Below are 25,166 nucleotides of genomic sequence, written 5' to 3'. Positions count from 1 at the left end.
TCTCAGATCGCTAGGAACCGGATTTGGCTGTTTGGGCCGTCAGGACGTATCGGGACAGGGGATCCTGGGCGTAGGAGAGCACGTTGCTGCGGATGGCGTCCGTTGCTTGTTCGTTGACCAGCCAGAGGTTGACGGCCTGGTCGTCCAGGATCTCGCCCGCCTGGGCATACAGCTTGTAGCGTTCCTCGGTGGTGGAGGTCCGGGCCGCTTCGGCGATGAGTTGGTCGTACTTCTCGTTGCAGAAGTGGCTGAGGTTATACGTTCCCTTGCAGGTGTAATCGGCGGTGAGGAACCCGATCGGGTCTGCGATGTCGATCAGCCTGTTCCGCTGGCTCAGGATCATGTCGTAGTTCCCGGCAAGCACGTCCGGCTCGGCCGAGGCGTATTCCTTGGCCTGGATGCTCACCGGGACGCCGATGCCCTTCAGGTTGTCCTGGATGACTGTAGCGACGTCGGCGAATTCTGCCCGCTCCACAATGGCGATGATCTCCAGCGGGCGATCCGCGGAGTACCCGGCGTCAGCCAGGAGCTTCTTGGCTTCTTCCACGTTCTGCTTGGGTGAACTTGCCCCGGCTGAGGCCCACGGTTCCGACGGCGCGAAGGGCCCAGCCGCGGGAACGGCAGCGCCCTCGTAAACGCTTGCTGCCAACGCTTGCAGGTCCAGTGCAGACCGAAGCGCCTTGCGGAAATCGACATTGTTGAACGGCGCCCGGCCGTTGTTCATGTAAAGCGTCGCCGTGCGGGGAGAGTCAGCCTTGAGGACGGAAACCTCGGGCGCGCTCTGCAGGGAAGACAGAGAAGAGGCAGGGATGGAAAGTGAAATGTCGGCCTCGCCCGTTTGGACCTGGGCCGCACGCGTGGCGCCGTTGGTGATGAAGCGAACCTCGGCACCGGCAAGCTTCACCTCGCCGCCCCAATAGTTAGGGTTGCGGTCGAGAGTCAGGGACTGCTTGGCCTTCTCCGAGACCGGAGTGAACGGGCCGGTGCAGTGACCGAACGGGTCGACTGTTGCGCCCTGGTATGCGGCCGGCGCGAGGATGCCGGTGTTGACACTGGCAAGGCGGAACGGGACCAGTGGACTCTCCGTCGTCGTGGTCACACGGACGGACTTGGCGTCCGTGGCCTGGACGCTGCTCACAGTGCTCGGACCGAACGCCCTGGCAGGGACCTTAGCTTTGAGCACGGAATTCAAGGACGCTGCCACTGACTCCGCTGTGAGTTCAGTACCGTCCTGGAACTTGACCCCATCGCGGATAGTGAAGTCCCACTCGAGGGGTGAAACCTGCTTCCATTCGGTGGCGAGGAACGGCACCACTTTGCCTTGCGCGGCATCGTATTTGGTCAACGTTTCCAGGCAGCCGGACAGCGAGAGGATGTACGCGGCGTCGGACTCCAACGCCCAGTTGGCCACAGGGGCCCGGAAGTTGTCCACCACGATGCGCTGATTGGTATCTGCCACTTTTTCGGTGGCGCTGGGCTGGCTCCCGCTCAGACCGCAACCGGTAAGGGTAAGGAGGGCCGCAAGCCCTATCGCGGGGAATGGGCTGAGTTTGCGCAAAGGAACCGCCTGCTGAAAGTGCCCGAACGGGAGGGCTTGGGGAAAGTGAAGACCATTTAGGTTAGCCTTACCTCTTTGCGCGGAGGAAATGATGCTCCAGAGTCCCCGTAACAATGTGTTCGGGCGCACAGGCCGCTGTTCAGAGCGTTGCGCTGTCGATGACGAAGCGGTATCGAACGTCGCTCGCCAGGACCCTTTCGAAGGCCTGGTTGATCTGGTGGGCTGGAATGACTTCCACGTCTGCTCCGATGCCACTTTGGGCGCAGTACTCCAGCATCTCCTGGGTTTGGCGGATGCCTCCCATTCTGGAGCCGGTGAGGGTGCGTCGCATTCCGATGAGTGACCAGGCGCGTTGGCTCAATGGTTTCGGGGGTAGGCCTACCAGGACCATGGTGCCGCTAAGGGCGAGCAGGGAGAGGTAGGCGTCCACGTCGATGTCCGCAGCGACGGTGTTGATGATCAGGTCCAGTCGGCCTTTGAGGTATTCGAACGTTTCGGGTTCGGATGTTGCATAGCACTGTTGGGCGCCGAGCCGGAGCGCGTCCTCCTGCTTCTTCAGCGTCTGGCTGAGGACTGTTACCTCGGCGCCCATCGCAACGGCCATCTTGACGCCGATGTGGCCGAGTCCGCCCATGCCGATGATGGCGACGCGTTTCCTTGGCCCAGCCCGCCAGTGACGCAGCGGCGAATACATGGTGATACCCGCGCACATCAGGGGTGCCGCGTCCTGGAGGGAGATACCGTCGGGGATTCTGAGGACGTAGTTCTCATCGACCACGATGCTCGTGCTGTATCCACCGGCAGTGGGGAGACCGTCACGGCCGAACGAGTTATAGGTGCTTGTGGAGCCTTGCAAACAGTATTGTTCCTCGCCCTGACGGCAATTGATGCATTCCCTGCAGGAATCAACAAAGCACCCCACGCCAACCCTGTCCCCCACCACGTGGCGGGTGACCTTTCGGCCGACGGCTGCCACTACGCCGGCGATCTCGTGACCGACCACCAGGGGGTACCTGACTCCTGCCCAGTCACCGCGGGCAGCGTGGATGTCTGAATGACAGATCCCGGTGTATTTGATGGCGATCAACACATCGAAGTCACCGGGATCCCGACGTTCCACTGTGCCAGGCTCAAGGTCCGATGTTGGAGAAGAAGCTACATAGGCCTTGGCGATGGTGGGCATACCGGTGGCGGCTTTCATTGTTGGGCAGGCGGGCGGTTAGTTGGAGGGGAAGTTGTGGTTGGCCAATGGGACGGGCAGGGGCACGTTGATGCCTACCAACGGCACCATGACCGGGAAGTTGAACGGAGCGATCCCGGCAACGACGCCCAGGGGTTCGCGGAAGGAGAACGAGCCCCAGGACTCGGCGGCCTTCTTCGCGGCAGCAACCGTGGTGTTCAAATCGGCTTCGCTCAATGAAGTGTTTGATGGTGAGCGTCACCGTTGAAGTGCTCAAGGCAAAGTTCCTTTGGAAAGCGAATCGGTATAGGGAATCAGGAAGCGGGGACGAACCCGAGTTTTTTGTCCACAACGTTCTGCAGCGGTTCACCCCGGCTGAACCGCCAGAGGTTCTCCACGAACAGCTGACCAAGATCGTCGAGATAGTCTTCGGTATCGCCGCTCATGTGAGGGGTGAGGATAACGTTTTTCATGCTCCACAACGGGTGTTCCGCAGGCAGTGGCTCGGGGTGAACCACGTCCAACGCCGCCCCTGCAATGGATCCGGACACCAGCGCCTGCACTAACTCGTCCGTGTGAACCAGTTCCCCGCGGCCCACGTTGATAAGATGCGCTGTGGGTTTCATGGCGGAAAGAACATCGGCGCCTACCAAAGCCTTGGTGTCGTCTGTCAGCGGCGCGGCCAGCACGAGGTAGTCGAAGTCGTGGACGATCAGGGCAAGATCCGTCGAGGAATGGATCTCGTCAAAGTATTCGTCTCCGGGACGGCTGCTGCGTCCAGCACCGCTGACCCGCAGGCCAACAGCACGGAACAAGGATGCGATTTCGCGTCCAATGGACCCTGTCCCGACCACCAGGGCGCGCTGGCCCTGAATCTTTCGGGTGACGCGGTGCTGCCAGCGCCGGCCCTGCTGGAGCCTGAGCGAACCCTGCGAGTCCTTGGCTATGTCCAGGACAAACCCCAGGGTGAACTCGGCAATCGCCCGGCTAAGGACCCCACGCGAGTTCGTGTACACAACGTCACTGTTGACCAGGTCATCGAACAGGAGCTGGCTGACGCCCGCCGCAGAAACGTGGACCCACTTCAGCGACGCCGCCGCTGCCCAGTTCTCGCGCAGTGCCGGGGAGAACGAATGCCATTGATACAGCACATCCGCGCCGGCCAATGCCTCGGCGAGTCCGTCTGCCTTGGTCAGACGGACATCGGCCAACTCCTTGATTTCGTCCAGTCGGGGCGGCAGGCCCTCGCGGTATAGGGCAGCAACGACCGGCCGCTTACGTTCAGCAATCGTCATGACGACGGCGCCGCTGCCGCCGGCTTCCCGGCCGTGCCAGCGTGTAGCGGACCAACAGCGTCCACGACGTCGATGGCGGCCAGGACCGCCGCCGTGAACTCCGACGTCGAGGACGGTCCGCCCACGTCGCGGGTGCCCAGACCTTCGCGCAGCACTGACTCGAACGCCAACTGCAAGTGCTCGGCGGCTTGCGGGTGGCCCAGGTGCTGGAGCATCATTGCTCCGGACCAGATTTGGCCCACCGGGTTTGCCAGTCCCTTGCCCGCGATGTCCGGAGCTGATCCGTGCACCGGCTCGAAGAGGGACGGGAAATCACCTTCCGGGTTGAGGTTGGCGCTGGGGGCTACTCCAATGGAACCGGTGACGGAGCTGCCGAGGTCCGAGAGGATGTCGCCCAGCAGGTTGGAGGCGACAATGACGTCAAAGGTCCAGGGCTTCAGGACCAGGTGCGCAGCCAGCGCGTCCACCAGTTCGCTGGTGAGCGTCACGTCGGGGTAGAGGCTGATGGTTTCTTCCACTACTTCGTCCCAAAAAGGCATAGTGTGGATGATCCCGTTGCTCTTGGTGGCCGACGTCAGGTGACCTTTCCGGGAAGAGGCGAGCGATGCCGCGTAGTGTGCCGCACGCGACACGCCCAGCCGGGTGAAGATGGTTTCCTGGACGGCCGTTTCGTGCGGCAACCCGCGGTAAGCACGGCCGCCAACCTCTGAGTACTCCCCTTCGTTGTTTTCACGCACGATGAGGATATCGATCGGTTCCTTGTCCGCCAGAGGCGACTTCACGCCGTCGAGCGTTTTCACCGGACGGAGGTTGATGTACTGCTGGAACTCGCGGCGAATGGGAATCAACAGTCCCCATAGTGACTCCGCATCGGGAACCTCCGGGGATCCGACCGCCCCGAGGAAGATCGCCTCGTGCGCCGCGAGTTGCTTCAGTCCGTCCTCGGGCATCATCCGTCCGTGACGGAGGTAGTAGTCCGAACCCCAGTCAAAGTGGGTGAATTGCAGGTCCAGCGAATGCAGTTCGGCGATCCGCTCAAGCGTTTCGATGGCAGCAGGTACGACTTCTTTGCCGATACCGTCGCCTGCGATGACCGCGATTCTGTGGATACTCATGATGCATTCCGTTCTGAAGTGGCCGTTAGTTGTTGCCAGCGGGCAGCGGGCTCGGCCAATTTGATAATGGTGCTTTTGGGTTCGGTCATCTCCCGGACGGCATGCTTGACTCCTTCACGCCCCACACCTGACTTCTTGAAGCCGCCAAAGGGCATCGAGTCGATGCGGACATCGCTGGTCTCATTGATGACCACAGCTCCGACGTGCAGCTTGTCGGCAATGGCCAGGGCCAGCTCGATTGACTCTGTAAACACGCCGGCTTGGAGCCCATGTTCTGAATCATTGGCGGCATGGATGGCGTCACTGATCTGGATGAACGGCAAGATACTGACCACCGGACCGAACACTTCCTCATTGATGACCCGGGCGTCTGCGGGCACGTCGGTGAGCACGGTTGGCTGGTAGAACGCACCGCGACGCTGACCACCCACATGGACTGTAGCTCCGGCAGCCTTGGCCTCCTCCACCCAGTCCTCCACCCGGCGGGCTTCCGCTTCGGTGATCAACGGTCCGATGTCCGTGGTGCGATCGAACTTGGCTCCGACACGAAGCGCCCGGGTTCCAGTCACGACGCGATCCACGAACTCATCGAACAGGGAGATGTGAACATACACCCGCTGCACGGACAAGCAGTTCTGGCCTGCCACGCCGAACGCGCCCGCCACGACTGCCTCGGCAGCCTTGGCCGGTTCCGCGTCAGCGCAGATGATCGTGGCGTTGTTGCCGCCCAATTCCGAGAGGATCTTCTTTGCTCCAGCGGCGGCAGCGATACGGTCCGCAGTCTTCGGACCACCCGTGAAGGAGATGAGGTCCACCTGAGAGTCAGTCACGATCGCCTCGGAGACGCCCGGACCCGAGACGATTGCAGCAAGGCGACCTGCCGGGACGCCTGCGTCCAACAACAGCTGGACAAAGGCAAGTCCGGTCAGTGGCGTACGGCCCGAGGGTTTAAGCACGACGCCGTTGCCTCCGATCAGCGCCGGGCCCAGCTTGTGTGCCACGAGGTTCAGCGGGTCATTGAAAGGTGTGATGGCGGCGATGATTCCCACGGGTTTGCGGTTGAACCAGCCGATCTTGTTGGCCCCGGCCATGCTGTCATCAAAGCCCAGTGTCTCCCCCACGAGTTCACTCGACGCTGCCGCAGAAAGCCGCAAGGTCTCGATGCAGCGGCGTACCTCGCGGTCGGCCTCTGTGATGGTCTTGCTGCTTTCGGCGGCAATGATCTCCGCGAACCGCCCGGCCTGGTCCGCAAGCAATGCTGCAGCACGTTCCAAGGCCTCCCGGCGGTCCCGGAGTGCCCAGTCATCTTCCATGAGATGACGATGAATGAAGGCAACCGCCCTACGCACATCCTGAGGGGACGACGAACACACAGTGCCCAGCAGGACTCCGTCTTCGGGATCCCGGACCTCTACGGTCATTTCGGTTGTTTCCCACCGACCTTCCAGAAACGCACCACCTGGAAGATTAGCGATTCTTGCCCGCCTGTAAGCCGTCTCCCGCCCTGATTTCGGGCGCGCTTCGGCGACTCTGGTTGATGAACTCATGAAATCCTTTTCCTGCTTACTTGATCCGGTCAATGACTTTGGCCGCTGCACCGATGAAAGGCAGGAACCACGGCGGTCCGAAGTGACCGGGCACCGGCGGGTTCTTCAGGTCCTCCCACACGTTGGCCTGCTTGTCGCCGGCCATGTAGTGGGCCATCCTCTTTCCCATGTGGGCAGCCATCTGCACGCCGTGACCGCTGTAGCAGAGCGAGTAGAACAGCCCGTCATGAACGCCGGCGTGGACCATCTGGTCCATGGAGAGGTCCACCAGGCCACCCCAGATGTAATCCACCTTCGCATTGGCCAGGTAAGGGAAGAGTTCCGTCATGGCCTTGTGCAGGATCTCGCCGCTCTTGACGTCGGATTCAGGGCTGGACATCGCAAACCGCGCCCGGCCGCCGAAAAGGAGCCGGTTGTCAGGCGTAATCCGGAAGTAGTACGTCAGCATCTTGCTGTCCGAGGCCTGGCGCCTGTTCGGCAGAATGCGGTTTACCACGTCTTCCGGCAATGGTTCGGTGACGATAATGAAGCTGCCTACCGGAATCACCCGACGCTGAAGCCATGGCGTCACATTCCCTGTGTAGCCGCTCGTGGCGACGAGGACCTGTTTGGCCCTGGTGATTCCCCGGGTGGTGTGGACGTCATGGACCGTGCCCGAAACCCTTTTTAGCTCCGTGACGCTTGCGTTTTCGCAAATGTCAGCTCCGTTGTCAGCAGCCACTTTCGCCAGCCCATGAACGAACTTCCCCACGTGCAGCCCCGCACCCAATGGATCCATCATGGCGCCTTGGTAGAAGTCAGTTCCGATTTCGCTGTGTATCTCTGACTTGGGGATGACTTTTACGTGGTGGTCAACAAGGTTTGCGAGAAGCTCCTGGGACTTGAGGAAGCCATCGTAATGGGACTTGTGGAACGCGAGTGAGAGCTTGCCGAACCGCTTGTAGTCACAATCGATGCCATTGTCGTGGACCAACTTCTCGATGGTTTCGATGGCGTCGTTGTACTCCCTGAACATCTCAACTGCCCGCGGTGCCCCGTACCGCTTGACGGCTGTGCTGAAGCCAATGGCCAAACCAGTGGTAGCCATGCCCCCGTTACGGCCCGACGCTCCCCAACCAACAGTGTGGCGTTCGAAGACTGCAACGCTGGCGCCCTGCTTGGCGAATTCAAGGGCTGCGGACAAACCGGTAAAGCCGGCGCCGATAATCGCAACATCAACGTTCTCCGGGACCGGAGTGCGGCGGTAGTCGCCGGATGGCTCTGCAGTATCGAGCCAGTAGGGAACAAGTTTCACGGGTTTGCCTTTCGTCTCGAAGTCGGTTTAGAGACCGAGGTGTTTGTTGATCTCGTCCAGGGACTTGGCTGTACTGAGGTCGTAGCCATCACCAATGGGGTCATAGCCACGGTCCAGCATCCAGAGGTTCCGGAAACCCATGTCGTGCATGGGATGCATGTCGTAGCGGGTGTGGGAGGAGATGTGCAGGAAGTCCTCCGGCTTGGCGTTCAGTGTGTCCAGCATGTACTCGAAGGCTTGGTAGCGCGGCTTGTACGCCTGGGCTTGCTCGGCGGTGAAGACGGAGTGGAAATTTGCACCGAGCTTGGGAATGCTGATGTCCAGGAAGCTATCGTCGGCGTTTGATAGAGCCACGAGCTGGTAGTTGTCGCCCATGAGCTTGAGCGGGGCCGGCACGCCCTCGTGGGCGACCCAGCCACGGACCGCGTCAGCAAACGCTGCGCCGGCACCCTCGGTGGGCCCGAGGCCCCAGCGCTTGCACACACGGTCAAAAGAGTCCTGAAGGATCTGCTCATACGGCTTGTAGTCCCCCAGAACCTCGTCAAATCGGTATCCACGGAACTGCTTCTTGAAGGTCGGCCACTGCTCTTCCGAGATACGTCCGTCGAGCAAACGCCGGGTGGTGGGATCGATATCGAAGTTGATCAGCGTGCCGTAGATGTCAAAGGAAATGTACTTCGGCCGGATATTGGTCTCTGCCATGTCGTTGCCGTTTCTTTTAGGGAGATGGAAGCGGGCTGGCCCGCCCGTAGGGGTTGACGAGACATGCGGGCTGAACCGCGAAATGTGCCCGCCGAGCTTGGACCTTGTCATGTCCGATGGTTCGACTCTAGGCGGCAAAATTGTCAATTGTCAACAGTTTCTTGCGTGCTAATCAGAACGATTCTCATCCATACGACTCCGCAAAAAGTTCGCTGTGAATTGTTGACAATCTACTGTTGAGGGGGTTGCATTGCATTAGATGACGGAGAGATCCAGATCACATTTCAACTGAAGACTTCTCCCCTCCCCACCGCCCGACCCCCTTGAAGGGAACCATCATGAAGATTCGAACCAAGGCGCAGACCGCTGCTGCCGGACTTGCTGTTCTGCTGGCACTGAGCGCCTGTGGAGGCACCGCCAACAGCGATTCCTCAGAGACCAGCAAGACCGCCAACACCACCGACATCTCCGAGGGCGTCCAGCCTGATGCGGCTGCCGTGGCCCTGCTGCCTCAGTCGATCAAGGACAAGGGTGAACTGACGGTCGCCATGGACCTGCACTACCCGCCCACCACCTTCCTCGCTGAGGACAATACAACCCCGATCGGCCTCAACCCGGACATCGCCAGGCTCATTGCGAAGAAGCTTGACCTGAAGTTGAAGTTCGTGGACACGAAATTCGACACGATTGTTCCCGGCCTGGATGGCGGCCGCTTCGACTTCACTGCTACCACCATGTCCAAGACCGAGGAACGCCTGAAGGTTCTGGACATGATCGACTATTTCAAGGCCGGCAACTCCGTGGCCGTAGCCGCCGGGAACCCGCTCAACCTCACCGTTGAGACCCTGTGCGGTAAAAACATCGCAGTCACCCAGGGATCTACCGGTCAGCTCAAGCGCCTCCCGGCCCTGAGCGAGAAGACCTGCACGTCAAAGGGACAGCCAGCCATCAACGGGGTGACTTTGCCCAACGTCCAGGACGCACTGACCCAACTGCACTCCAAGCGCATCGACGGCATCCTCTACGACACAACTGCACTCGGGTGGGCTGAGAAGCAGCAGCCCGGCTCCTTCGTCCTCGTCGGCCGGGTGGACGTCGGTTCCAGCGACCTGACGGCCATCGGCCTGAAGAAGGGCTCGCCACTGACGCCGGCTTTCCAAGTAGCCCTGCAGTCAGTCCTTCAGACCCCGGAATACAAGGAGTCCCTGGATAACTGGGGACTGGACTCAGGGGCCATCACCGACGCCAAGCTTAATTAGTGGGTTCACAGATGAAGCAATCAACTATGGAAAGAAGCAAAGTCATGAGCGGGATGGATTCGGCGTTGAAGCCGCGGCTTAAGCGGCGCAGCACGTTCGAGTACGTTTCCTGGGTGGTCTGCATACTGGTCGGAGTCGGCGTCCTGAGTTCCGTGGCGACGAACCCGAACTTCAAATGGGACGTCGTGGCGAAGTACTTCACCCACGAATCCATCCTGCGCGGGCTGATGCTCACTATCTTCCTCACGGTAGCCAGCATGGCCCTGGGCACCCTCCTGGGCCTTGGACTGGCCATAATGCGGGCGTCAACCATCAAACCCATCGCAGCCTTGGCCGGTGTCTACATCACCATCTTTCGTGGCACCCCGGTCCTGGTGCAACTGATCTTCTGGTTCAACATCTCGGCCCTGTACCCGAATCTGAGCATCGGAATCCCCTTCACGGACATCGGTACCGCGATCGACACCAACGCCCTCATGGGCCCGATCACCGCAGCCCTGATCGGCCTGACCCTGAACGAAGCGGCCTACATGGCCGAGATTATCCGCGGTGGATTCTCCGCTGTGGGCAAGGGACAACTTGAAGCCGCCGATTCCCTGGGCATGAGCGGGGCCATGAAGATGCGCAAAGTGATCATCCCCCAAGCCATGCCCTCCATCATCCCGGCCACCGGCAACCAGGTCATCGGCATGTTCAAGGAGACCTCCCTGGTTTCCGTACTCGGCGTCGCTGAACTTCTTCAAAGCGCCCAGCTGATCTATGCCCGGACCTACGAGACCATCCCGCTGCTGATCGTGGCCAGCCTCTGGTACCTGGTGATGACCCTGCTGCTGAGCTACCCCCAGTCCAAGCTCGAACAAAAATACTCCCACACCTCCGCCCGGGTCCCTCGCAAAGCCCGCAAAGTGACACTCACCGCACCGGAAGGCATCGCACGATGAACGCTGACGGCACCATCTTCGCCCGGAAAATCCGGAAATCCTTCGGACCCAAAACAGTTCTCAAAGACGTCGACCTTGAAATCGCCAGCGGTGAAATCTGCTGCATCATCGGGCCCAGCGGTTCGGGTAAGTCCACCCTGCTGCGCTGCATCAACGGACTTGAAACCGTGGACTCCGGCATCCTCAAAGTCAACGGCGACGACTTCGGCTACTACGAAACCGACACCGCCTACCATGCCCTGCCACCCAAGAAGCTTGCCCAACAGCGCACCCGCGTCGGGATGGTCTTTCAACAATTCAACCTCTTCCCCAACATGACTGCCCGCGACAATGTCATGGCAGGACCCGTCCTGGTCAAACGCGCCGATAAAAGGCAATCCGCCAAGCAAGCCCAGGAACTCCTCACCAGCGTCGGACTTGGTGCTTTCGGGGACCGCTACCCGGCCGAGCTCTCCGGCGGCCAGCAGCAACGCGTCGCGATCGCCCGATCCTTGGCCATGGACCCGGAAATTATTCTCTTCGACGAACCCACCTCCGCCCTGGATCCCGAGAAAGTCGGTGAGGTCCTCGGCGTGATGAAAGAACTCGCCAAAAAAGGCATGACCATGGTGGTCGTCACCCACGAAATGGGCTTCGCCCGCGAAGTAGCCGACTCCCTGATCTTCATGGACGAAGGCAACGTTGTGGAGCGCGGCGATGCCCGCGAAGTCCTGACCAACCCCAAAGAACCCCGCACCCAAGCCTTCCTCGAGCAGGTCCTCTAGCCATGGATGGAAAACTCGCAGTCATCGGCCTGGGCAGCATCGGCAGCATGGCCCTCTGGCAAGCCTCCCGGCTGACCGACTCCATTGCTGGATTTGAGGCCCACTCACCTGCCCACGGACGCAGCGCCGCCGGCGGAGACACACGGCTGTTCCGCATGATTTACCGCGGCAACCCCGCGTATTACCCCATCCTGGAACGCTCTCGTGAGCTCTGGACCGAACTTGAAGCGGAGACCGGACAGGATATCTTCGTGCGCTGCGGCGGACTCTCAATCGGCACCAGCGACGGACCCTACCTCCGCAGCCTGCTCGAGACCACGCGAACCACCGGGGCCGAGCACCGGATCCTCAGCCGTGAGGAAATGGCAGAACGCTACCCGCAGCACAACCTGCGAGCCGACGACATCGCTGTCTACGATCCCAATGCCGGCGCCCTCCGAACCGACCGGGCCGTCACCGCCGCCATCGCAGCAGCCGAAGCGAACGGCGCAACCATCAACAACAACACGCCCATAGAGAGCATCACCGAGACCGACGATGGCGTCGTGGTCACGTCGGGTGATAATTCCTGGACCTTTGAACGAGTCATCGTGGCCTCGGGCGCCTGGTCCAAACGGCTCATGCCCGACTACCTCAAAGCCCACACCGAAACCCGCCGGATCTTCCTCTCCTGGTTCGTCGCCCGTGACGCAGAGCAGTTCACGCCGGAGAGATTCCCGATCTTTATCAGGATTTCGGGTGATCGTTCCATGTATGGGGCACCGGCGGTGGATGGCGTGACCGTCAAGGCAACCCTCGACGGGCGCGGGGCTCCAACCCCCGAGGCCGACTCAGTACCCCGGGATCTGACCAAGGCGGAGATCGCCGAGACCACGGAGACAGTTGCGGAGTTCTTCCCCGGTTTGATTCCGAGCATCGTCCGCTCGGATGCGTTCCCGGACCTCTTTACCTCCGACTCGCAGCCGCTGATGGGCTTCCTCGACGAATCCAACAGGATCTATTCGGCCACTGGGTTTTCGGGCGCTGGCTTCAAAATGGCCTCGGGCTACGGAGAAATAGCGGCCAGTGAAGCGCTGGGAAAACGCTGGTTCGACGGTTTGGACTTCCTTCGCCCTCAGAGATTTCAGGAGTCCTAGCGGGTTCCGCACCGGTCAGGGAACACCGCCTGATCGCGTATTGTTGACAATCTACAGTTCCTAAGAAAGTATGAAGCCATGGCAACACTTAGCCCCATCCTGAAGCAGGCGACCCCCGTGGTGGTCGACTACGCGGCCGGTAGCTGGATCCACGCGACCGACGGCAAGAAATATTTGGATTTCACCACCGGTATCGGCGTGACCAGCACCGGCCACTGCCACCCCGACGTGGTGGCGGCGGCCCGTGAGCAGGTGGGCAAGATTGTCCACGCCCAATACACCACCGTGATGCACAAGCCGCTGTTGGAACTCACCGAGCTCCTGGGCACCGTATTGCCGCAGGGTTTGGACAGCGTTTTCTACGCGACGTCCGGCTCTGAAGCGGTCGAAGCATCCATCCGCTTGGCCCGCATGGCCACCGGACGGCCCAACATCATCTCCTTCCAGGGAGGATTCCACGGCCGGACCGTCGCCGCGGCATCCCTGACAACGGCCGGAACCAAGTTCCGCTCCGGCTTCTCCCCCATCATGGGCGGAGTGCACGTAGCGCCGTTCCCACACTGGTATCGGTACGGCTGGGACGAAGCCACCGCCGTCGAGTTCGCCCTGAAAGAACTGGACCACCTCCTGCTGACCATCAGCGCCCCCAGCGACACCGCGGGAATCATCATCGAACCCGTTCTCGGCGACGGCGGCTACATCCCCACACCTGTTGCCTTCCTGCAAGGCCTGCGTGAACGCGCTGACAAGCACGGGATCGTGCTGATCCTCGACGAAGTCCAGGCAGGGGTGGGCCGCACCGGTAAGTTCTGGGGACATGACTGGGCCGGGATCACGCCCGACGTCGTCATCACAGCCAAAGGCTTGGCCAGCGGGTTCCCCATCTCGGCAATCGCTGCCTCCTCCGAGCTGATGGGCAAGGCTTGGCCAGGCTCCCAGGGCGGAACTTACGGAGGAAACGCCGTCGCGGCAGCTGCCGGCGTCGCCACGCTGGGCGTCATCAAGCGGGAAAACCTGGTGGAGAACGCGCTTCTCCGAGGTGACGAACTACGGGCAGGCCTGGAGATGCTGCAAACGGAGTTCGCCGGCATCGGCAATGTCCGTGGCCGGGGCCTGATGCAAGGTGTCGAATTCACGGCCGCGGACAAGTCCCCGGATGCGGCAACCGCACTGGCCGTCCAACAGGCAGCCATCAAGGAAGAACTCCTGCTTCTCACCTGCGGACCGCACGGCAACGTCATCCGCCTCATCCCCGCGCTCAACGTCAGCAGCGACGAGATCCAAGCTGGCCTGCTCAGGTTCTCGCAGGCACTCAAGTCGGCCACCTCCTAGTCCCCCTGATTATCGAAAGAGCCATCATGACCCCCTCACTTGATCCCAGCTCCCTGCAGACAGACCTGTTTATTGACGGTCACTGGCAGAAGGCCGCAAACGGCGCAACCTTTTCTGTGGAGAACCCCGCCACGAACCAAGTTATCGCCCACGTTGCCGACGGCAGCCCTGAAGATGCCGCCTTGGCCATAGAGGCCGCCGGACGCGCGCAGGCGGCATGGGGTAAATCCACCCCCCGCGAACGGGCGGACATTCTCCGCCGCGCCTTCGACCTTGTCATCGCCAACACGGACCGGTTGGCAGCAATCATGACTGCGGAGATGGGCAAACCTCTCGCGGAAGCACGGGGCGAGGTGGCCTACGGCGCTGAAATGCTCCGCTGGTTCTCCGAAGAGGCCGTCAGGATCGGCGGCGACAGCGCCACCTCTGTGGACGGCAACACCCGAATTCTCATCACCAAGGAACCAGTGGGACCCTCCGTGCTGGTGACTCCATGGAACTTCCCGCTCGCCATGGGGGCACGAAAGATCGCACCGGCTGTCGCCGCAGGGTGCACCATGGTGTTCAAGCCAGCGGAGCTGACGCCCCTGACGTCGCTGGCGCTCGTAGCCATCTTCAAGGAAGCGGGACTTCCCGACGGCGTGCTGAACGTCGTGACGACGTCGAGCGCTTCCAGCGTGGTACGGACCTGGACGGACAGCGGGATCGCCCGAAAGATCAGTTTCACCGGCTCCACCGAGGTGGGAAAGGTCCTCCTGCGGCAGGCGGCCGACAATGTCATGCGCGCCTCGATGGAGCTCGGCGGAAACGCGCCCTTCATCGTTCTGGCGGATGCGGACATCGAGAAGGCCGTCGATGGAGCCATGAAGGCCAAGATGCGGAACATGGGTGAGGCCTGCACGGCCGCCAACCGGTTCTTCGTCCACCGCTCCGTGGTGGAGGAGTTTGGCGAGAAGTTCTCCAAAAAGATGTCAGAATTGCAGGTAGGCAATGGCACTTTGGCGGGAACCGACGTCGGACCCCTCATTGAGCAGAAGGGCCTGGATAAGGTTGAAAGCCTTGTTGCCGACGCCGTTTCCAAGGGCGCGCGGGTCCTGACCGGCGGTACCCGTCCTGAGGGGCCCGGCTACTTCTACTCCCCCACGGTTCTGGCGGATGTCCCCACAGACGCCGCACTGATGTCCACGGAAATCTTCGGTCCCGTAGCTGCAATCACTCCGTTCGACAGCGAAGACGAAGTCCTCCGCCTGGCCAACGATACTGAGTGGGGCTTGGTGGGGTACGTGTTCACCGAGAGCATGGACAAAGCCCTGCGGTTCTCCGCAGATCTGGAAGTGGGAATGGTTGGCCTGAACACCGGACTGGTGTCCAACCCGGCGGCACCGTTCGGCGGCGTCAAGCAGTCCGGACTCGGCCGCGAAGGCGGAAAAATCGGAATTGAAGAATTCCTGGAGTACAAATACACCGCAATCGCGGTCTAATATAGTCAACTTGCCGAAGCATGGAATGAGGGGATGTCAATGGCGGCACCGGAGGGAATGTTCGTTTTGGAGGGCCGGCCCACGGCGCAGCTGATTGCTGACCAATTGCGTGAGCTGATTGTGCAGGGAGCTTTCAGCCCGGGACAACAGGTCAACGAATCAGCACTGGCCAGCCAGCTCAGCACGTCCAGGGGCCCGCTCCGCGAAGCACTGCAGCGACTGTGCCAGGAAGGCATCCTGGTGAGCAAGCGAAACCGTGGCGTCTTCGTGCTGGAGCTCTCCGCGGATGACGTCAAGGAGATCTACGCAGTCCGCGAAGCAGTGGAACTGGCTGCCGCCACCACACTCCTGGATTCCGACGCGGAGGAAGTCGCGGATACCTGCAGGGAACTCAAAGGCATCATCCGGAGCATGGCAAAGCAGGTTGCAGCGTCGGACTGGCAGGCAATCGCCCGGCTGGATATGCAGTTCCACACGTCCTTTGTTTCCGGAACCGGGAACACACGCCTGATCCGCATCTATGAGACCCTTGCCGCGGAATCCAGGATGTGTATTCTCAGCCTGGAAGTGGCCTACCCGCGCATTGATGCACTGGTGCAGGAACACCAGATGATCCTGGACCTGCTCGAAACACGTGACCGGATGGGCCTTCAGGGAGCCATCAAACGCCACATGCAAAAGGCCGTCGAGGACCTTACTTCCAAACCTGAAGTAACCGGAATTTCCGTTTAGGCATCTTGAAGTCTCCCCACATACGGGAAAGGCCCGGTTCAAATGGGCGGTTTCCAGGGGTCGGTGCAACACCTGTTGGTTAGGTGGTTTGTAGAAACGAACGTAGACGCTCGGCTGGAGTTTTCCAGCCGAGCGTCTCGCGTGGGCGGCAGTTGAGTTCCTGGGCGACCTGTTCAAGGCTGCAGTCTGTTGGTGTTGTCGTTCGAGCCGCGTTGCCACGGCTGGCAGCGTCGCAGAAGAGGACCTGCACGTCAGTGGCGAGGGTAAAGAATTTGTGCCCTGCCATTTCCCTCCCTGGTCCCAGGTCAGGAATCCGCGCAGGTGCGCCGGCAAGATGGCCATGGTTTTTATCTCTTATTCGAGCACCCAAGACTGAGCGACGTTCAGAGCTTTGACCTGCGCAGACAAGTACGAACGCCGGCCGCAACTCCGCCAAGCATTGAGAACAGTCCCTTGTAGCCAGTGACAGAGCATCGGAGTGAGCGCCTGGCACTCTTGCTCGTATCCGGTCTCGCTCTCGCTCTCGGGAACATGTGCGAGATACCCTAGCCATGGGACTAGTACTGAAGCAGCTCGTCAGGCCAGCTGACAGCATTCACGCGACACCACCTCTTGTCGAAGCAGCACATGGGAAAGGCCCGGTTCAAGGTGAACCGGGCCTTTCCTCCCTGCTAGTTAGCGGGGACGTCAGTCACAACCCACATTTTCCGCAGCGTCTCGTGGATGGTCCAAGTACCTGTCCAGCCGGCGGGTGTCACGAACAACGTGCCGGGACCAACCTCAAAGCTGCTTCCGTCTTCTTCAGTAATGGTCCCTTTGCCGCTGAGGATCTGGCAGATCTCGTCGTAGCCCGGACGAGTGCTCTTGAACACTCCTGGCGTGACCTCCCAGATGCCTGTCTTGTGCCCGTCCCTGGCCCACAAGCGGAAAGAGACTTCGGTCTGCCCGGGTGTGCTGCTGGTTGCCTTGGGAAGGTGTTCCCCGGGGTTAGCGGTGAATGCGTCGTTCATGACAGTGGCCTTGACCATTGCTGCTCCTTCTGGGCCTGAGCCCCGTTTAGATGTGCCCGCCGTCTTTGGAAGAGCACAAATTCCATTCTAGCAATTGTCAACAATCGACGATAGACTTTGGAGAAAATAGCCACAGGGCGGGCGAATCGGCGCCGGCGCAGCCCAGTCACCCAAGGAGAACGCCGCGTATGGCAACAGCTGGAAACACCCGGATTGAAAGCACCCATGCCTCCTCCTCCAGCGCGAGGAGCCGACGGGTGTCCCTGTGGAACTCCCTGAATCGCGGAGACCGGGTCACGGTGACCTTGCGCGGGTTTGAGTATCACAGTGGTTCGGTGGATGATCGCTCGGCTGATGGGCGAACTATCTGGGTGATCGACCGCATCGGCGAACGCAGGCTCCTCCACATCGACGACGAAACCGAACTCTTCATCGCGCCCTGAAGCTAAACGCAATCCATGGGTCTGGCCCAGGCAGTCCAGCAAGAGTAGCGTCACTCTAGGACGTAGCAGGACAGCCAAAGGAGCCGGAAATGGCTGGATGGAATGCCGATACCGCCGCTGGCCCCCTTGGCGCCGGAACTGTCACTTTGGTGGAGGGCACTTCCTTCTGCATCTCGCTGCCCAACGGTGATATCAACCCGGATCATCCACACGGCTTGTTCTTTCAGGACACGCGCATCCTCTCGACGTGGAGGCTGACTGTGAACGGGCAACCGATGGAACCCCTGACAGCCCAAATCAAGGAACCGTACCGAGCAGTCTTCGCCGGCCGCATCACCACCTCTGACGGCTACGCGGACACTCCGCTCATCGTGGAACGCACCCGGGAGTTGGGCATTGGAATGGTGGAGCACATCACCGTTCGTAACTACTCGGTGAACCCGGCTGAATGCCTCATCGCGATCACCGTAGCTTCCGACTTCGCCGATGTTTTCGAGGTGAAGGAAGCGCGAGTGCAAACGCAATGGGAAGAAAATCGCGAGGCCGATGCCAACAGGCTCACTATCCGCGCCCGCTGGCAGGAAGTCCGGAAGACCGTCGTCGTAAGCTCCGATGCCGCTGAAGCGAGCCGGGACGGATTTACCTACCGGGTCACAATCCCGGCAAGGGGTTTCTGGAGCACCGAACTAACTGTGATGCCCGGTCTTGAAGGGGCGGCACCGCCAGCGTCCGTGGTGCGTCCCGCCGTCGGCGAATTGTCCCGAAGTGATCAACGCCGGCAAGAGTGGGTGGCCAAAATTCCCGTCCTGCAAATGGGCAACCACTCCATCGAGAGAACCCTGCGGCGGAGCTATGACGATCTCGGTGCCCTCCGCATTGAGGACCCCGCCCACCCGGAGAGAGTGGTTGTGGCCGCCGGCGCCCCGTGGTTCATGACCTTGTTTGGCCGGGACTCGTTGTGGGCGTCGGAAATGGCCATGCCGGTTGATCCCTCGCTGGCACTCGGAACGTTGCAAACATTGGCTGAGCGGCAGGGTTCGGTGGTTGACCCCGTGAGCGAGGAAGAACCGGGCAAGATTTTGCATGAGGTCCGGCTGGACGTCTCCAGCAGCCTGGCTTTGGGTGGAAAGTCCATCTACTACGGCAGCGTCGATGCCACTCCACTGTTCGTGGTGGTGCTGGGCTCGGTTAGCCGGTGGGGTTTCGCCAAGGACACCATTGCCGCGCTGCTGGCCCACGCAGACCGGGCCCTCGACTGGATCCGGGACTACGGCGACCGGGACGGCGATGGGTTCGTTGAGTACGCGCGACTCAACGAACGCGGGCTGATCAACCAAGGTTGGAAGGACTCATGGGACGGAATCAACTTCGCAGACGGACGGCTCGCCGAGCCTCCTATTGCGCTCTGCGAAGTCCAGGCTTACGTCTATGACGCGTACATGGCCCGGGCCTGGATGGCTTACGACGACGGCGACGAGCGTTTGGCGCGTGAACTCGCCGATCAAGCCGCTCAGTTGAAAGCGCGCTTTAACGAGCAATTCTGGATGCCGGACCGCGGCTACTATGCGATCGCACTGGATGGCGCGAAGCGCCAGGTGGACGCGTGCGCTTCCAACATGGGGCACTGCCTCTGGGTCGGCCTGGTGGACGAGGACAAAGCGCCGCTCGTTGTTGAGCGGCTGATGTCGCCAGAGATGTTCAGCGGTTGGGGCGTGCGAACGCTGGCAACCGACATGGGTGCCTACAACCCCGCCAGTTACCACAACGGTTCCGTCTGGCCGCATGACAACGCAGTCATCGCGGCGGGTTTGATGCGCTACGGATTCGTGGAGGAGGCTCAACGAATCGCTACGGCCCTGCTTGATGCCGCCGACTACTCCGAGGGCCGGCTTCCCGAGCTGTTCTGTGGGTTCAGCCGTGAGCAATACAGCGAACCCGTGCCCTACCCCACCGCCTGCTCACCCCAAGCTTGGGCAGCGACCTCCCCCATCCAACTGATCACGAGCTTGATGCGGTATGACGCCCATGTGTCGCGCGGCGGATTCTGGATGGATCCGCAACTGCCGGCCTCATATGGAGACTTACACATCACCAACGCGCCCATGGCGGGCGGCAGGGTGACCATCGATATTGCCGGCTCGGTCCCCAGGGTGCAGGGACTGCCGGACGGGATGGTGTTCCATCGAGGACACCGGCCTTGGTTGACCGAACTGGTGGGACAGGCGGGGCTGCGGGAGGAGAAGCTCTAGGATTTCACGGCCTTGGGGCGACTCTGAAAAACCATCCCACGCGGTTAAATCGCTATGATGCCGAAATCAATGTGCTTGCTCGCACAGGGCCGCGCACGGCCGCTTCACGCAGAATCCAAACGGTCGGTACGCCGCCCAAGGCAGGCATCAGCTGGCCCTCGGTGATAAACGTTGGGTCCCCTTCATTCCAGCTAACGGACCACCACCCTGTCCGCGGGCAGTGATGACCAGTACTGGCTGTCTGGGACTGGTTCAGGGTGGCCACCGGGCGTCGCTTTTTCATGAGCTTTCCTTCCTTGGGTACCGCCTTGCACTGGCGGGGAGAAGATGAAACGAGCATAGCAATTGTCAACAATCTACGAAAGAGTCTCCGGCTGGAAAGTTTTGGTTGCGCGAACCCGGCAACTCCTTGCGCTCGGGCAGCGTCGCCGGTATCGCCCTCCCGCAGTACACCGTTGACCACGTAATTCGGCTGTTGGGGATCGTCGAGGCCCTGACTTCCCACTATTTCTGCGCGGAGCCGTCGTCACGGGCATCGGCGGCGCGTTATATTCCCCGCGCTTTCGAGATCTCACTGATGCGGACGTGGGGCCTCCGCGCCGGACACCTCATAGACCCCGATGGTACGCAACTCGCCCTGATTGAGCACCGGGCCTCAAAAGATGGCAACGACGCCGACCCCAACGGTCGCCGCGGCCCAGCCCACACTGGTGGGTACCGAATGCGACGTGGCCACAATCGGCGGCTAGAGAGAAGCACCCCCGCAGATGACGTAGTTCTGCCCCGTGATCGACTTGCCATGCGGACCCAGGAGGAAAGCGGCCAGCGCTGCTACGTCCAACTCCCCCAGTGGCGCGGTCCATCGAAACCCCGCGGCGTGCACCAGGGCGTCCGCGGGCCGCAGCCCAGCGACGGCGGACGTCAAAGAACCTGGCACCGAAAGATACCTCCCGTCCTGTGGGGTCCCGCCCAGTTCAGTAGGGTTGGGAAAGACCCCGAGTAAGGACTGCCCCTATGGACATCACTGCCAGCAAAACCACCGTGGATCGGCACTACGACTTGGTCATCATCGGCACCGGGTCCGGAAATTCCATACCCGGACCGGAGTTCGAAGACCGGTCGATCGCGATCATCGAGGAGGCCTCCTTCGGCGGTACCTGCCTGAACGCCGGCTGTATCCCGTCGAAGATGTACGTACATACGGCCGACACCGCGCTGCACACCCGCAGGTCCGGACGGCTGGGTCTTGAAGCAGAAATCAACTCCGTGGACTGGCCGGGCATCGTCAGCCGAATCTTCGAGAACCGCGTCGACCCCATCGCCGCAGCCGGTGAGGAATACCGCCGCGGTCCACGGACCCCGAACATCGACGTCTACGACCAGCACGCCGTCTTCGTCGGCGAACGCACCTTACGCACCGGCCAAGCCGGCCGCCAAAGAATCATCTCCGGTGACCAGGTGGTCATCGCCGCTGGCTCCAGGCCGTCCATCCCCGAGGCCATCGCCGCCTCGGGCGTGCGCTATCACACCAACGAGGACATCATGCGCCTCCAGCAGCTGCCCAAATCCCTGGTAATCGTCGGTGGTGGCTACATCGCCATGGAGTTCGCGCACGTGTTCGACGCCTTGGGCGCGGAGGTCACGATCATTACCCGCTCCACGCTCCTGCGGAACCTCGACAATGACCTGCACGCCCCGTTCAACCACCTGGCCGCCGATCGCTTCGATGTCCGGTTCGGCCGGACCACCGTCGGCGCGGAACAGACAGACAAGGGCATCACCGTCCGGCTCGACGACGGCACCTCCGCTACAGGAGAGGTACTGCTGGTAGCTACCGGGCGCATCCCCAACGGGGACCTGTTGGACCTGCCCGCCGGCGGGATCGAGACAATCGGAAGCGGACGCATCAAAGTCGATGAGTACGGTCGGTCAACCACTGCCGCAGGCGTCTGGGCACTCGGCGATATCTCTTCGCCTTACATGCTCAAACACGTCGCCAACGCCGAAATGCGCGCCGTGCGCCACAACCTGCTGAACCCGGAAAACCTGCAGGGAATGCCACACGACCACGTCCCCGCCGCCACCTTCACCCATCCCCAGATCGCCACCGTCGGAATGACCGAAGCCCAAGCGCGCGAAAACGGCCACAACGTGACCACCAAAGTCCAGGAGTACGGGGACGTCGCCTACGGCTGGGCCATGGAAGACACCACCAGTATTTGCAAACTCGTCGCTGACAAAGACACCGGGAAGCTCCTCGGTGCCCACTACATGGGACCCCAAGCATCAACTCTGATCCAGCAAATGATCACCGTCCTGGCCTTCGACCTCGACGTTCGCCACTTCGCTGCCAAGCAGTACTGGATCCACCCGGCGCTACCCGAAGTCACCGAAAATGCCCTGCTCGGCCTCGCATTCAACCAGCCGGATCACCCCAAGAATGCTTCTGCGCACGCCCCGATGTAACCCACGCACACCCACAACATGTCGAGGTGTCCACGGCCTTCAAGCGGGGTGCGGCCGGCATCGGTTCTTTTGGCGTTGATGGACAGGACAGAACTCCCCATGGCACTGATGACAGCCGCCACCTACGATGACAGAGGACCGCTCGGTCCCTTCAGTCACTTTTTTGGGGAAAAGGACCTTACCCATGCCGTTGCCACGACCCACTTCCGACCATCCGCTTCAACGTTCGTGGCGAGGGGCGTGGGCCATCCTGGCGGCCGCCGTCCTGGTGGCCGCGGGCTTGTTCGCCGGCGCCGCACCCGCCTCGGCGGCGACATACACCTTCAAGGGAGTTGTCAAAGGAAAACTGACAGCCACCGCAACGGCCACTGCGCTGGGCAACGTGTGGGTGGGGGCTTACACCAATGACGACCGGGCCTCCTACGTAGCCGGTGCATGGTCTGCGGCGGATGGATCCTACAGTTTCACCGTGCCGGCCGCCGGTAGCTACAAACTGTGGACCACCTGCAGCACCGGACCCTGCTCCGCCACCTATGCCGACGAGTGGAACGCGAACAAGTCCAGCTCCTATGGTTCGACGCCGGTGGCTGTCACCGACGCTGCCCCAGTTACGACCTACAACCCACAACTGGAAGCCTTCGGCAGCATGAGCGGCCGAGTCACCAACAAGGCCGGCCAAGCGCTGACAGCAGTGTCCATCTCGGCCTCACCCAGTGGCGGCGGACAAGTCAGCAGCACCAAACCCGATGCCAACGGCTACTTCACCCTTACCAAGATCCCGCCCAACCAGGCGTACATCAGTGTCAGGGACGAATCAGGCCAGCGCCTCTACCTGGAGCAATACTGGAACGGTACCGGCACCGTAGACGCCTACACAGCTGCCACCGTCCCGTCCGGAGTCAAGTGGACCAACGTGAACTTCGTCCTCAAGGATGAAACCATCATGGAAGCAACGGTGACCAACCCAGCGGGCGTACCGATCGCCGACGTCGGATACATCCCTTATGTGTATAACGACGCAACGGGAGCCTGGGACGGCCCGCAGATGGGCCCCCTCACCTCCGATACGCAAGGCAAGATCTACTGGCGTATGGCCGTGGGCAAGAAGTACAAACTCTGCGTGTCGGACACTTTCTACGAGGGCGCGCCACGCGAAAAGCGCTACAAGCCCGAGTGCTACGACAACACTCCCACCAAGGACACCGCCACTGTCCTGACGGCAACTGCGGCCGGCCAGCGCGTCAAGTTCACCATGCAGTTGGACGAGGCGGGCCTGTCCTTGGCGCCCGGCAGGCCTTACGTCTACGGCTCAGCCCAGGCAGGGAAAACCCTTACGGTTGATCCCGGCGTGTGGGGTCCAGCTCCCGTTGTCCTTGCCTACCAGTGGCAGCGTTCCACGGACGGTACAGAACTGCAGGACATCGCGGGTGCCACGGCCACTACCTACGTACCCACCGCTGCTGATGCCGGGTATGACATCTGGGCAAAAGTCACAGGTACCAAAGCCGGATACGCCCCGCATTACGACACGGTGCACGCCGGTAAGTCAGGTGCCGATGCGGTTACGGCCTCCAAGCCATTCACCATTCTGGGCACGCCAAGTGCCGGGAACACCCTGACCGTGGACCACGGCACTTTAACTCCCGCACCTGATTTCGGCCCCTACTACGACTGGTTCGTCAACGGCGTCCCTGACTACAGGTCCAATGGTCCAACTTTTCTCCTGCAAGCCTCGGACGCCGGCAAGAAAGTCACCGCCCGGCTCAGCGTCCATGACTGGCCGCTCCAGCCCTATTACGGACAGGCCTCTGTCACTGTTGCAGCGGGTACGTTGACCGCACCGGTTCCCACGGTTTCCGGAACAGCGAAGGTTGGTTCGGTGCTGACGGCTGTTCCAGGGGCTTGGGGTCCGGCTCCGGTGACGCTGGCGTATCAGTGGTTCCGGAGCGGTGTTGCCGTGACGGGTGCTACCTCGGCCACGTACACCTTGGTTGCGGCTGACCTCGGCAAGACCATGACGGTCCGGGTGACCGGCTCCAAGACCGGATTCACGACGGCGGCGAAAACCTCCGCGTCGACCGCCGCCGTGGCGGCGGGTACGTTGACTGCACCGGTTCCCACGGTTTCCGGAACGGCGAAGGTTGGCTCGGTGCTGACGGCTGTTCCAGGGACTTGGGGTCCGGCTCCGGTGACGCTGGCGTATCAGTGGTTCCGGAGCGGTGTTGCAGTGACGGGTGCTACCTCGGCCACGTACACCTTGGTTGCGGCTGACCTCGGCAAGACCATGACGGTCCGGGTGACCGGCTCCAAGACCGGATTCACGACGGCGGCGAAAACCTCCGCTGCGACCGCCGCCGTGGCAGTGGGCACGTTGACTGCACCGACGCCCACGGTCTCTGGCACCAAAACGGTGGGCAGCACACTCACTGCGACCCCCGGAACGTGGGGGCCAGCTCCAGTCACGCTGACCTATCAGTGGTTCAGAGGCAACACAGCTATTTCGGGCGCCACCGCCCAGACGTACAAACTGGTCGCAGCAGACAAGGGAAGCGCCATCAAAGTGCGTGTCACGGGCACCAAAGCCGGGTACACCACCGTGGCCCGTTATTCCGCGGCCACTTCCCTGATCGGCTGACCGGCCAACGCGGGAAAGACGCCCAAC

20 protein-coding genes and 2 pseudogenes are annotated in these 25,166 nt (G+C 61.4%); 11 read left to right on the top strand and 11 right to left on the bottom strand.

What is annotated here, in order from left to right:
- Positions 1 to 10 precede the first annotated feature (10 nt).
- From FQP90_RS02265 to FQP90_RS02230, 8 genes and pseudogenes are all read right to left on the bottom strand, one after another.
- Positions 11 to 1,459 carry an ABC transporter substrate-binding protein gene (locus FQP90_RS02265; RefSeq protein ID WP_144648129.1) on the bottom strand — a complete coding sequence of 483 codons (1,449 nt, stop codon included), beginning with the start codon at positions 1,457 to 1,459 and terminating at the stop codon, positions 11 to 13.
- A gap of 238 nt (positions 1,460 to 1,697) precedes the next feature.
- Positions 1,698 to 2,741 (bottom strand): NAD(P)-dependent alcohol dehydrogenase, encoded by a 1,044-nt coding sequence (locus FQP90_RS02260; RefSeq protein ID WP_144648413.1) that lies wholly within the window; start codon positions 2,739 to 2,741, stop codon positions 1,698 to 1,700.
- A gap of 36 nt (positions 2,742 to 2,777) precedes the next feature.
- A pseudogene (locus tag FQP90_RS02255) lies at positions 2,778 to 2,972 on the bottom strand (aldehyde dehydrogenase family protein); the annotation flags it as partial.
- 80 nt (positions 2,973 to 3,052) lie between these two features.
- The gene (locus FQP90_RS02250) at positions 3,053 to 4,033 is read right to left on the bottom strand and encodes a D-2-hydroxyacid dehydrogenase (protein WP_144648128.1); all 981 of its coding nucleotides are present in this window, start codon (positions 4,031 to 4,033) and stop codon (positions 3,053 to 3,055) included.
- A complete protein-coding gene (locus tag FQP90_RS02245) occupies positions 4,030 to 5,148 on the bottom strand; it encodes a tartrate dehydrogenase (protein WP_144648127.1) in 1,119 nt (372 codons plus the stop codon). The genes FQP90_RS02250 and FQP90_RS02245 overlap by 4 nt, the downstream gene beginning before the upstream one ends.
- Positions 5,145 to 6,695 carry an aldehyde dehydrogenase family protein gene (locus FQP90_RS02240; protein WP_144648126.1) on the bottom strand — a complete coding sequence of 517 codons (1,551 nt, stop codon included), beginning with the start codon at positions 6,693 to 6,695 and terminating at the stop codon, positions 5,145 to 5,147. Before FQP90_RS02240 ends, FQP90_RS02245 begins: the two co-directional genes overlap by 4 nt.
- A 16-nt stretch (positions 6,696 to 6,711) precedes the next feature.
- Positions 6,712 to 7,989: an NAD(P)/FAD-dependent oxidoreductase gene (locus FQP90_RS02235; protein ID WP_144648125.1), complete on the bottom strand. Its 1,278-nt coding sequence runs from the start codon at positions 7,987 to 7,989 to the stop codon at positions 6,712 to 6,714.
- Between the two features lie 27 nt (positions 7,990 to 8,016).
- Positions 8,017 to 8,691, bottom strand: coding sequence for a haloacid dehalogenase type II (locus FQP90_RS02230; protein ID WP_144648124.1), 675 nt, complete (start codon positions 8,689 to 8,691; stop codon positions 8,017 to 8,019).
- 338 nt (positions 8,692 to 9,029) lie between these two features.
- Here FQP90_RS02230 and FQP90_RS02225 point away from each other — a divergent pair, with 338 nt between their 5' ends.
- The 7 genes from FQP90_RS02225 (at position 9,030) to FQP90_RS02195 (ending at position 16,336) form a co-directional block, all read left to right on the top strand.
- Positions 9,030 to 9,950, top strand: a complete 921-nt coding sequence (locus FQP90_RS02225) for an ABC transporter substrate-binding protein (protein WP_144648123.1) — start codon at positions 9,030 to 9,032, stop codon at positions 9,948 to 9,950.
- 44 nt (positions 9,951 to 9,994) lie between these two features.
- The gene (locus tag FQP90_RS02220) at positions 9,995 to 10,891 is read left to right on the top strand and encodes an amino acid ABC transporter permease (RefSeq protein ID WP_144648122.1); all 897 of its coding nucleotides are present in this window, start codon (positions 9,995 to 9,997) and stop codon (positions 10,889 to 10,891) included.
- Positions 10,888 to 11,655, top strand: coding sequence for an amino acid ABC transporter ATP-binding protein (locus FQP90_RS02215; protein ID WP_144648121.1), 768 nt, complete (start codon positions 10,888 to 10,890; stop codon positions 11,653 to 11,655). Before FQP90_RS02220 ends, FQP90_RS02215 begins: the two co-directional genes overlap by 4 nt.
- Positions 11,656 to 11,657: 2 nt before the next feature.
- Positions 11,658 to 12,791, top strand: coding sequence for an N-methyl-L-tryptophan oxidase (solA, locus tag FQP90_RS02210; RefSeq protein ID WP_144648120.1), 1,134 nt, complete (start codon positions 11,658 to 11,660; stop codon positions 12,789 to 12,791).
- 78 nt (positions 12,792 to 12,869) lie between these two features.
- Positions 12,870 to 14,123 (top strand): aspartate aminotransferase family protein, encoded by a 1,254-nt coding sequence (locus tag FQP90_RS02205; RefSeq protein ID WP_144648119.1) that lies wholly within the window; start codon positions 12,870 to 12,872, stop codon positions 14,121 to 14,123.
- A gap of 26 nt (positions 14,124 to 14,149) precedes the next feature.
- Entirely contained in the window at positions 14,150 to 15,604 is a 1,455-nt protein-coding gene (locus tag FQP90_RS02200) for an NAD-dependent succinate-semialdehyde dehydrogenase (protein ID WP_144648118.1), read from the top strand.
- Positions 15,605 to 15,643: 39 nt separating this feature from the next.
- Positions 15,644 to 16,336 (top strand): GntR family transcriptional regulator, encoded by a 693-nt coding sequence (locus FQP90_RS02195; protein ID WP_167510401.1) that lies wholly within the window; start codon positions 15,644 to 15,646, stop codon positions 16,334 to 16,336.
- Positions 16,337 to 16,415: 79 nt separating this feature from the next.
- Here the strand turns inward: FQP90_RS02195 and FQP90_RS23550 are convergent.
- Together FQP90_RS23550 and FQP90_RS02185 are read right to left on the bottom strand one after the other, a co-directional pair.
- Positions 16,416 to 16,687, bottom strand: a pseudogene (locus FQP90_RS23550) (transposase); the annotation flags it as partial.
- Between the two features lie 320 nt (positions 16,688 to 17,007).
- On the bottom strand, positions 17,008 to 17,364 hold the full coding sequence (locus FQP90_RS02185; protein ID WP_144648116.1) for a cupin domain-containing protein: 357 nt from the start codon (positions 17,362 to 17,364) through the stop codon (positions 17,008 to 17,010).
- A gap of 170 nt (positions 17,365 to 17,534) precedes the next feature.
- On the opposite strand from FQP90_RS02185, the gene FQP90_RS02180 reads away from it, so the two are divergent.
- Both FQP90_RS02180 and FQP90_RS02175 read left to right on the top strand, forming a co-directional pair.
- Positions 17,535 to 17,789 carry a hypothetical protein gene (locus FQP90_RS02180; RefSeq protein ID WP_144648115.1) on the top strand — a complete coding sequence of 85 codons (255 nt, stop codon included), beginning with the start codon at positions 17,535 to 17,537 and terminating at the stop codon, positions 17,787 to 17,789.
- Between the two features lie 89 nt (positions 17,790 to 17,878).
- On the top strand, positions 17,879 to 20,038 hold the full coding sequence (locus tag FQP90_RS02175; RefSeq protein WP_144648114.1) for an amylo-alpha-1,6-glucosidase: 2,160 nt from the start codon (positions 17,879 to 17,881) through the stop codon (positions 20,036 to 20,038).
- 745 nt (positions 20,039 to 20,783) lie between these two features.
- Here the strand turns inward: FQP90_RS02175 and FQP90_RS23425 are convergent.
- Complete coding sequence (locus FQP90_RS23425) at positions 20,784 to 20,975, bottom strand: hypothetical protein (RefSeq protein ID WP_208759914.1); 192 nt, start codon at positions 20,973 to 20,975, stop codon at positions 20,784 to 20,786.
- 77 nt (positions 20,976 to 21,052) lie between these two features.
- Between FQP90_RS23425 and mtr the strand changes: the two genes are divergently transcribed.
- A complete protein-coding gene (gene mtr / locus FQP90_RS02165) occupies positions 21,053 to 22,504 on the top strand; it encodes a mycothione reductase (RefSeq protein ID WP_144648113.1) in 1,452 nt (483 codons plus the stop codon).
- Positions 22,505 to 22,688: 184 nt separating this feature from the next.
- On the top strand, positions 22,689 to 25,139 hold the full coding sequence (locus FQP90_RS02160; protein WP_167510400.1) for a carboxypeptidase regulatory-like domain-containing protein: 2,451 nt from the start codon (positions 22,689 to 22,691) through the stop codon (positions 25,137 to 25,139).
- Positions 25,140 to 25,166: the final 27 nt, after the last annotated feature.

Source organism: Paenarthrobacter nitroguajacolicus (genome assembly GCF_007786235.1).
GTDB lineage: Bacteria > Actinomycetota > Actinomycetes > Actinomycetales > Micrococcaceae > Arthrobacter > Arthrobacter nitroguajacolicus_A.
This window is presented reverse-complemented; position numbering and strand designations above follow the sequence as displayed.

Bases quoted from the DNA above. Each gene is read 5' to 3' on its own strand.
- FQP90_RS02260 (WP_144648413.1), bottom strand. From the start codon at position 2,741: ATGCCCACCATCGCCAAGGCCTATGTAGCTTCTTCTCCAACATCGGAC.
- FQP90_RS02250 (WP_144648128.1), bottom strand. From the start codon at position 4,033: ATGACGATTGCTGAACGTAAGCGGCCGGTCGTTGCTGCCCTATACCGC.
- FQP90_RS02245 (WP_144648127.1), bottom strand. From the start codon at position 5,148: ATGAGTATCCACAGAATCGCGGTCATCGCAGGCGACGGTATCGGCAAA.
- FQP90_RS02240 (WP_144648126.1), bottom strand. From the start codon at position 6,695: ATGAGTTCATCAACCAGAGTCGCCGAAGCGCGCCCGAAATCAGGGCGG.
- FQP90_RS02230 (WP_144648124.1), bottom strand. From the start codon at position 8,691: ATGGCAGAGACCAATATCCGGCCGAAGTACATTTCCTTTGACATCTAC.
- FQP90_RS02225 (WP_144648123.1), top strand. From the start codon at position 9,030: ATGAAGATTCGAACCAAGGCGCAGACCGCTGCTGCCGGACTTGCTGTT.
- FQP90_RS02220 (WP_144648122.1), top strand. From the start codon at position 9,995: ATGAGCGGGATGGATTCGGCGTTGAAGCCGCGGCTTAAGCGGCGCAGC.
- FQP90_RS02215 (WP_144648121.1), top strand. From the start codon at position 10,888: ATGAACGCTGACGGCACCATCTTCGCCCGGAAAATCCGGAAATCCTTC.
- solA (WP_144648120.1), top strand. From the start codon at position 11,658: ATGGATGGAAAACTCGCAGTCATCGGCCTGGGCAGCATCGGCAGCATG.
- FQP90_RS02205 (WP_144648119.1), top strand. From the start codon at position 12,870: ATGGCAACACTTAGCCCCATCCTGAAGCAGGCGACCCCCGTGGTGGTC.
- FQP90_RS02200 (WP_144648118.1), top strand. From the start codon at position 14,150: ATGACCCCCTCACTTGATCCCAGCTCCCTGCAGACAGACCTGTTTATT.
- FQP90_RS02195 (WP_167510401.1), top strand. From the start codon at position 15,644: ATGGCGGCACCGGAGGGAATGTTCGTTTTGGAGGGCCGGCCCACGGCG.
- FQP90_RS02185 (WP_144648116.1), bottom strand. From the start codon at position 17,364: ATGGTCAAGGCCACTGTCATGAACGACGCATTCACCGCTAACCCCGGG.
- FQP90_RS02180 (WP_144648115.1), top strand. From the start codon at position 17,535: ATGGCAACAGCTGGAAACACCCGGATTGAAAGCACCCATGCCTCCTCC.
- FQP90_RS02175 (WP_144648114.1), top strand. From the start codon at position 17,879: ATGGCTGGATGGAATGCCGATACCGCCGCTGGCCCCCTTGGCGCCGGA.
- mtr (WP_144648113.1), top strand. From the start codon at position 21,053: ATGGACATCACTGCCAGCAAAACCACCGTGGATCGGCACTACGACTTG.
- FQP90_RS02160 (WP_167510400.1), top strand. From the start codon at position 22,689: ATGCCGTTGCCACGACCCACTTCCGACCATCCGCTTCAACGTTCGTGG.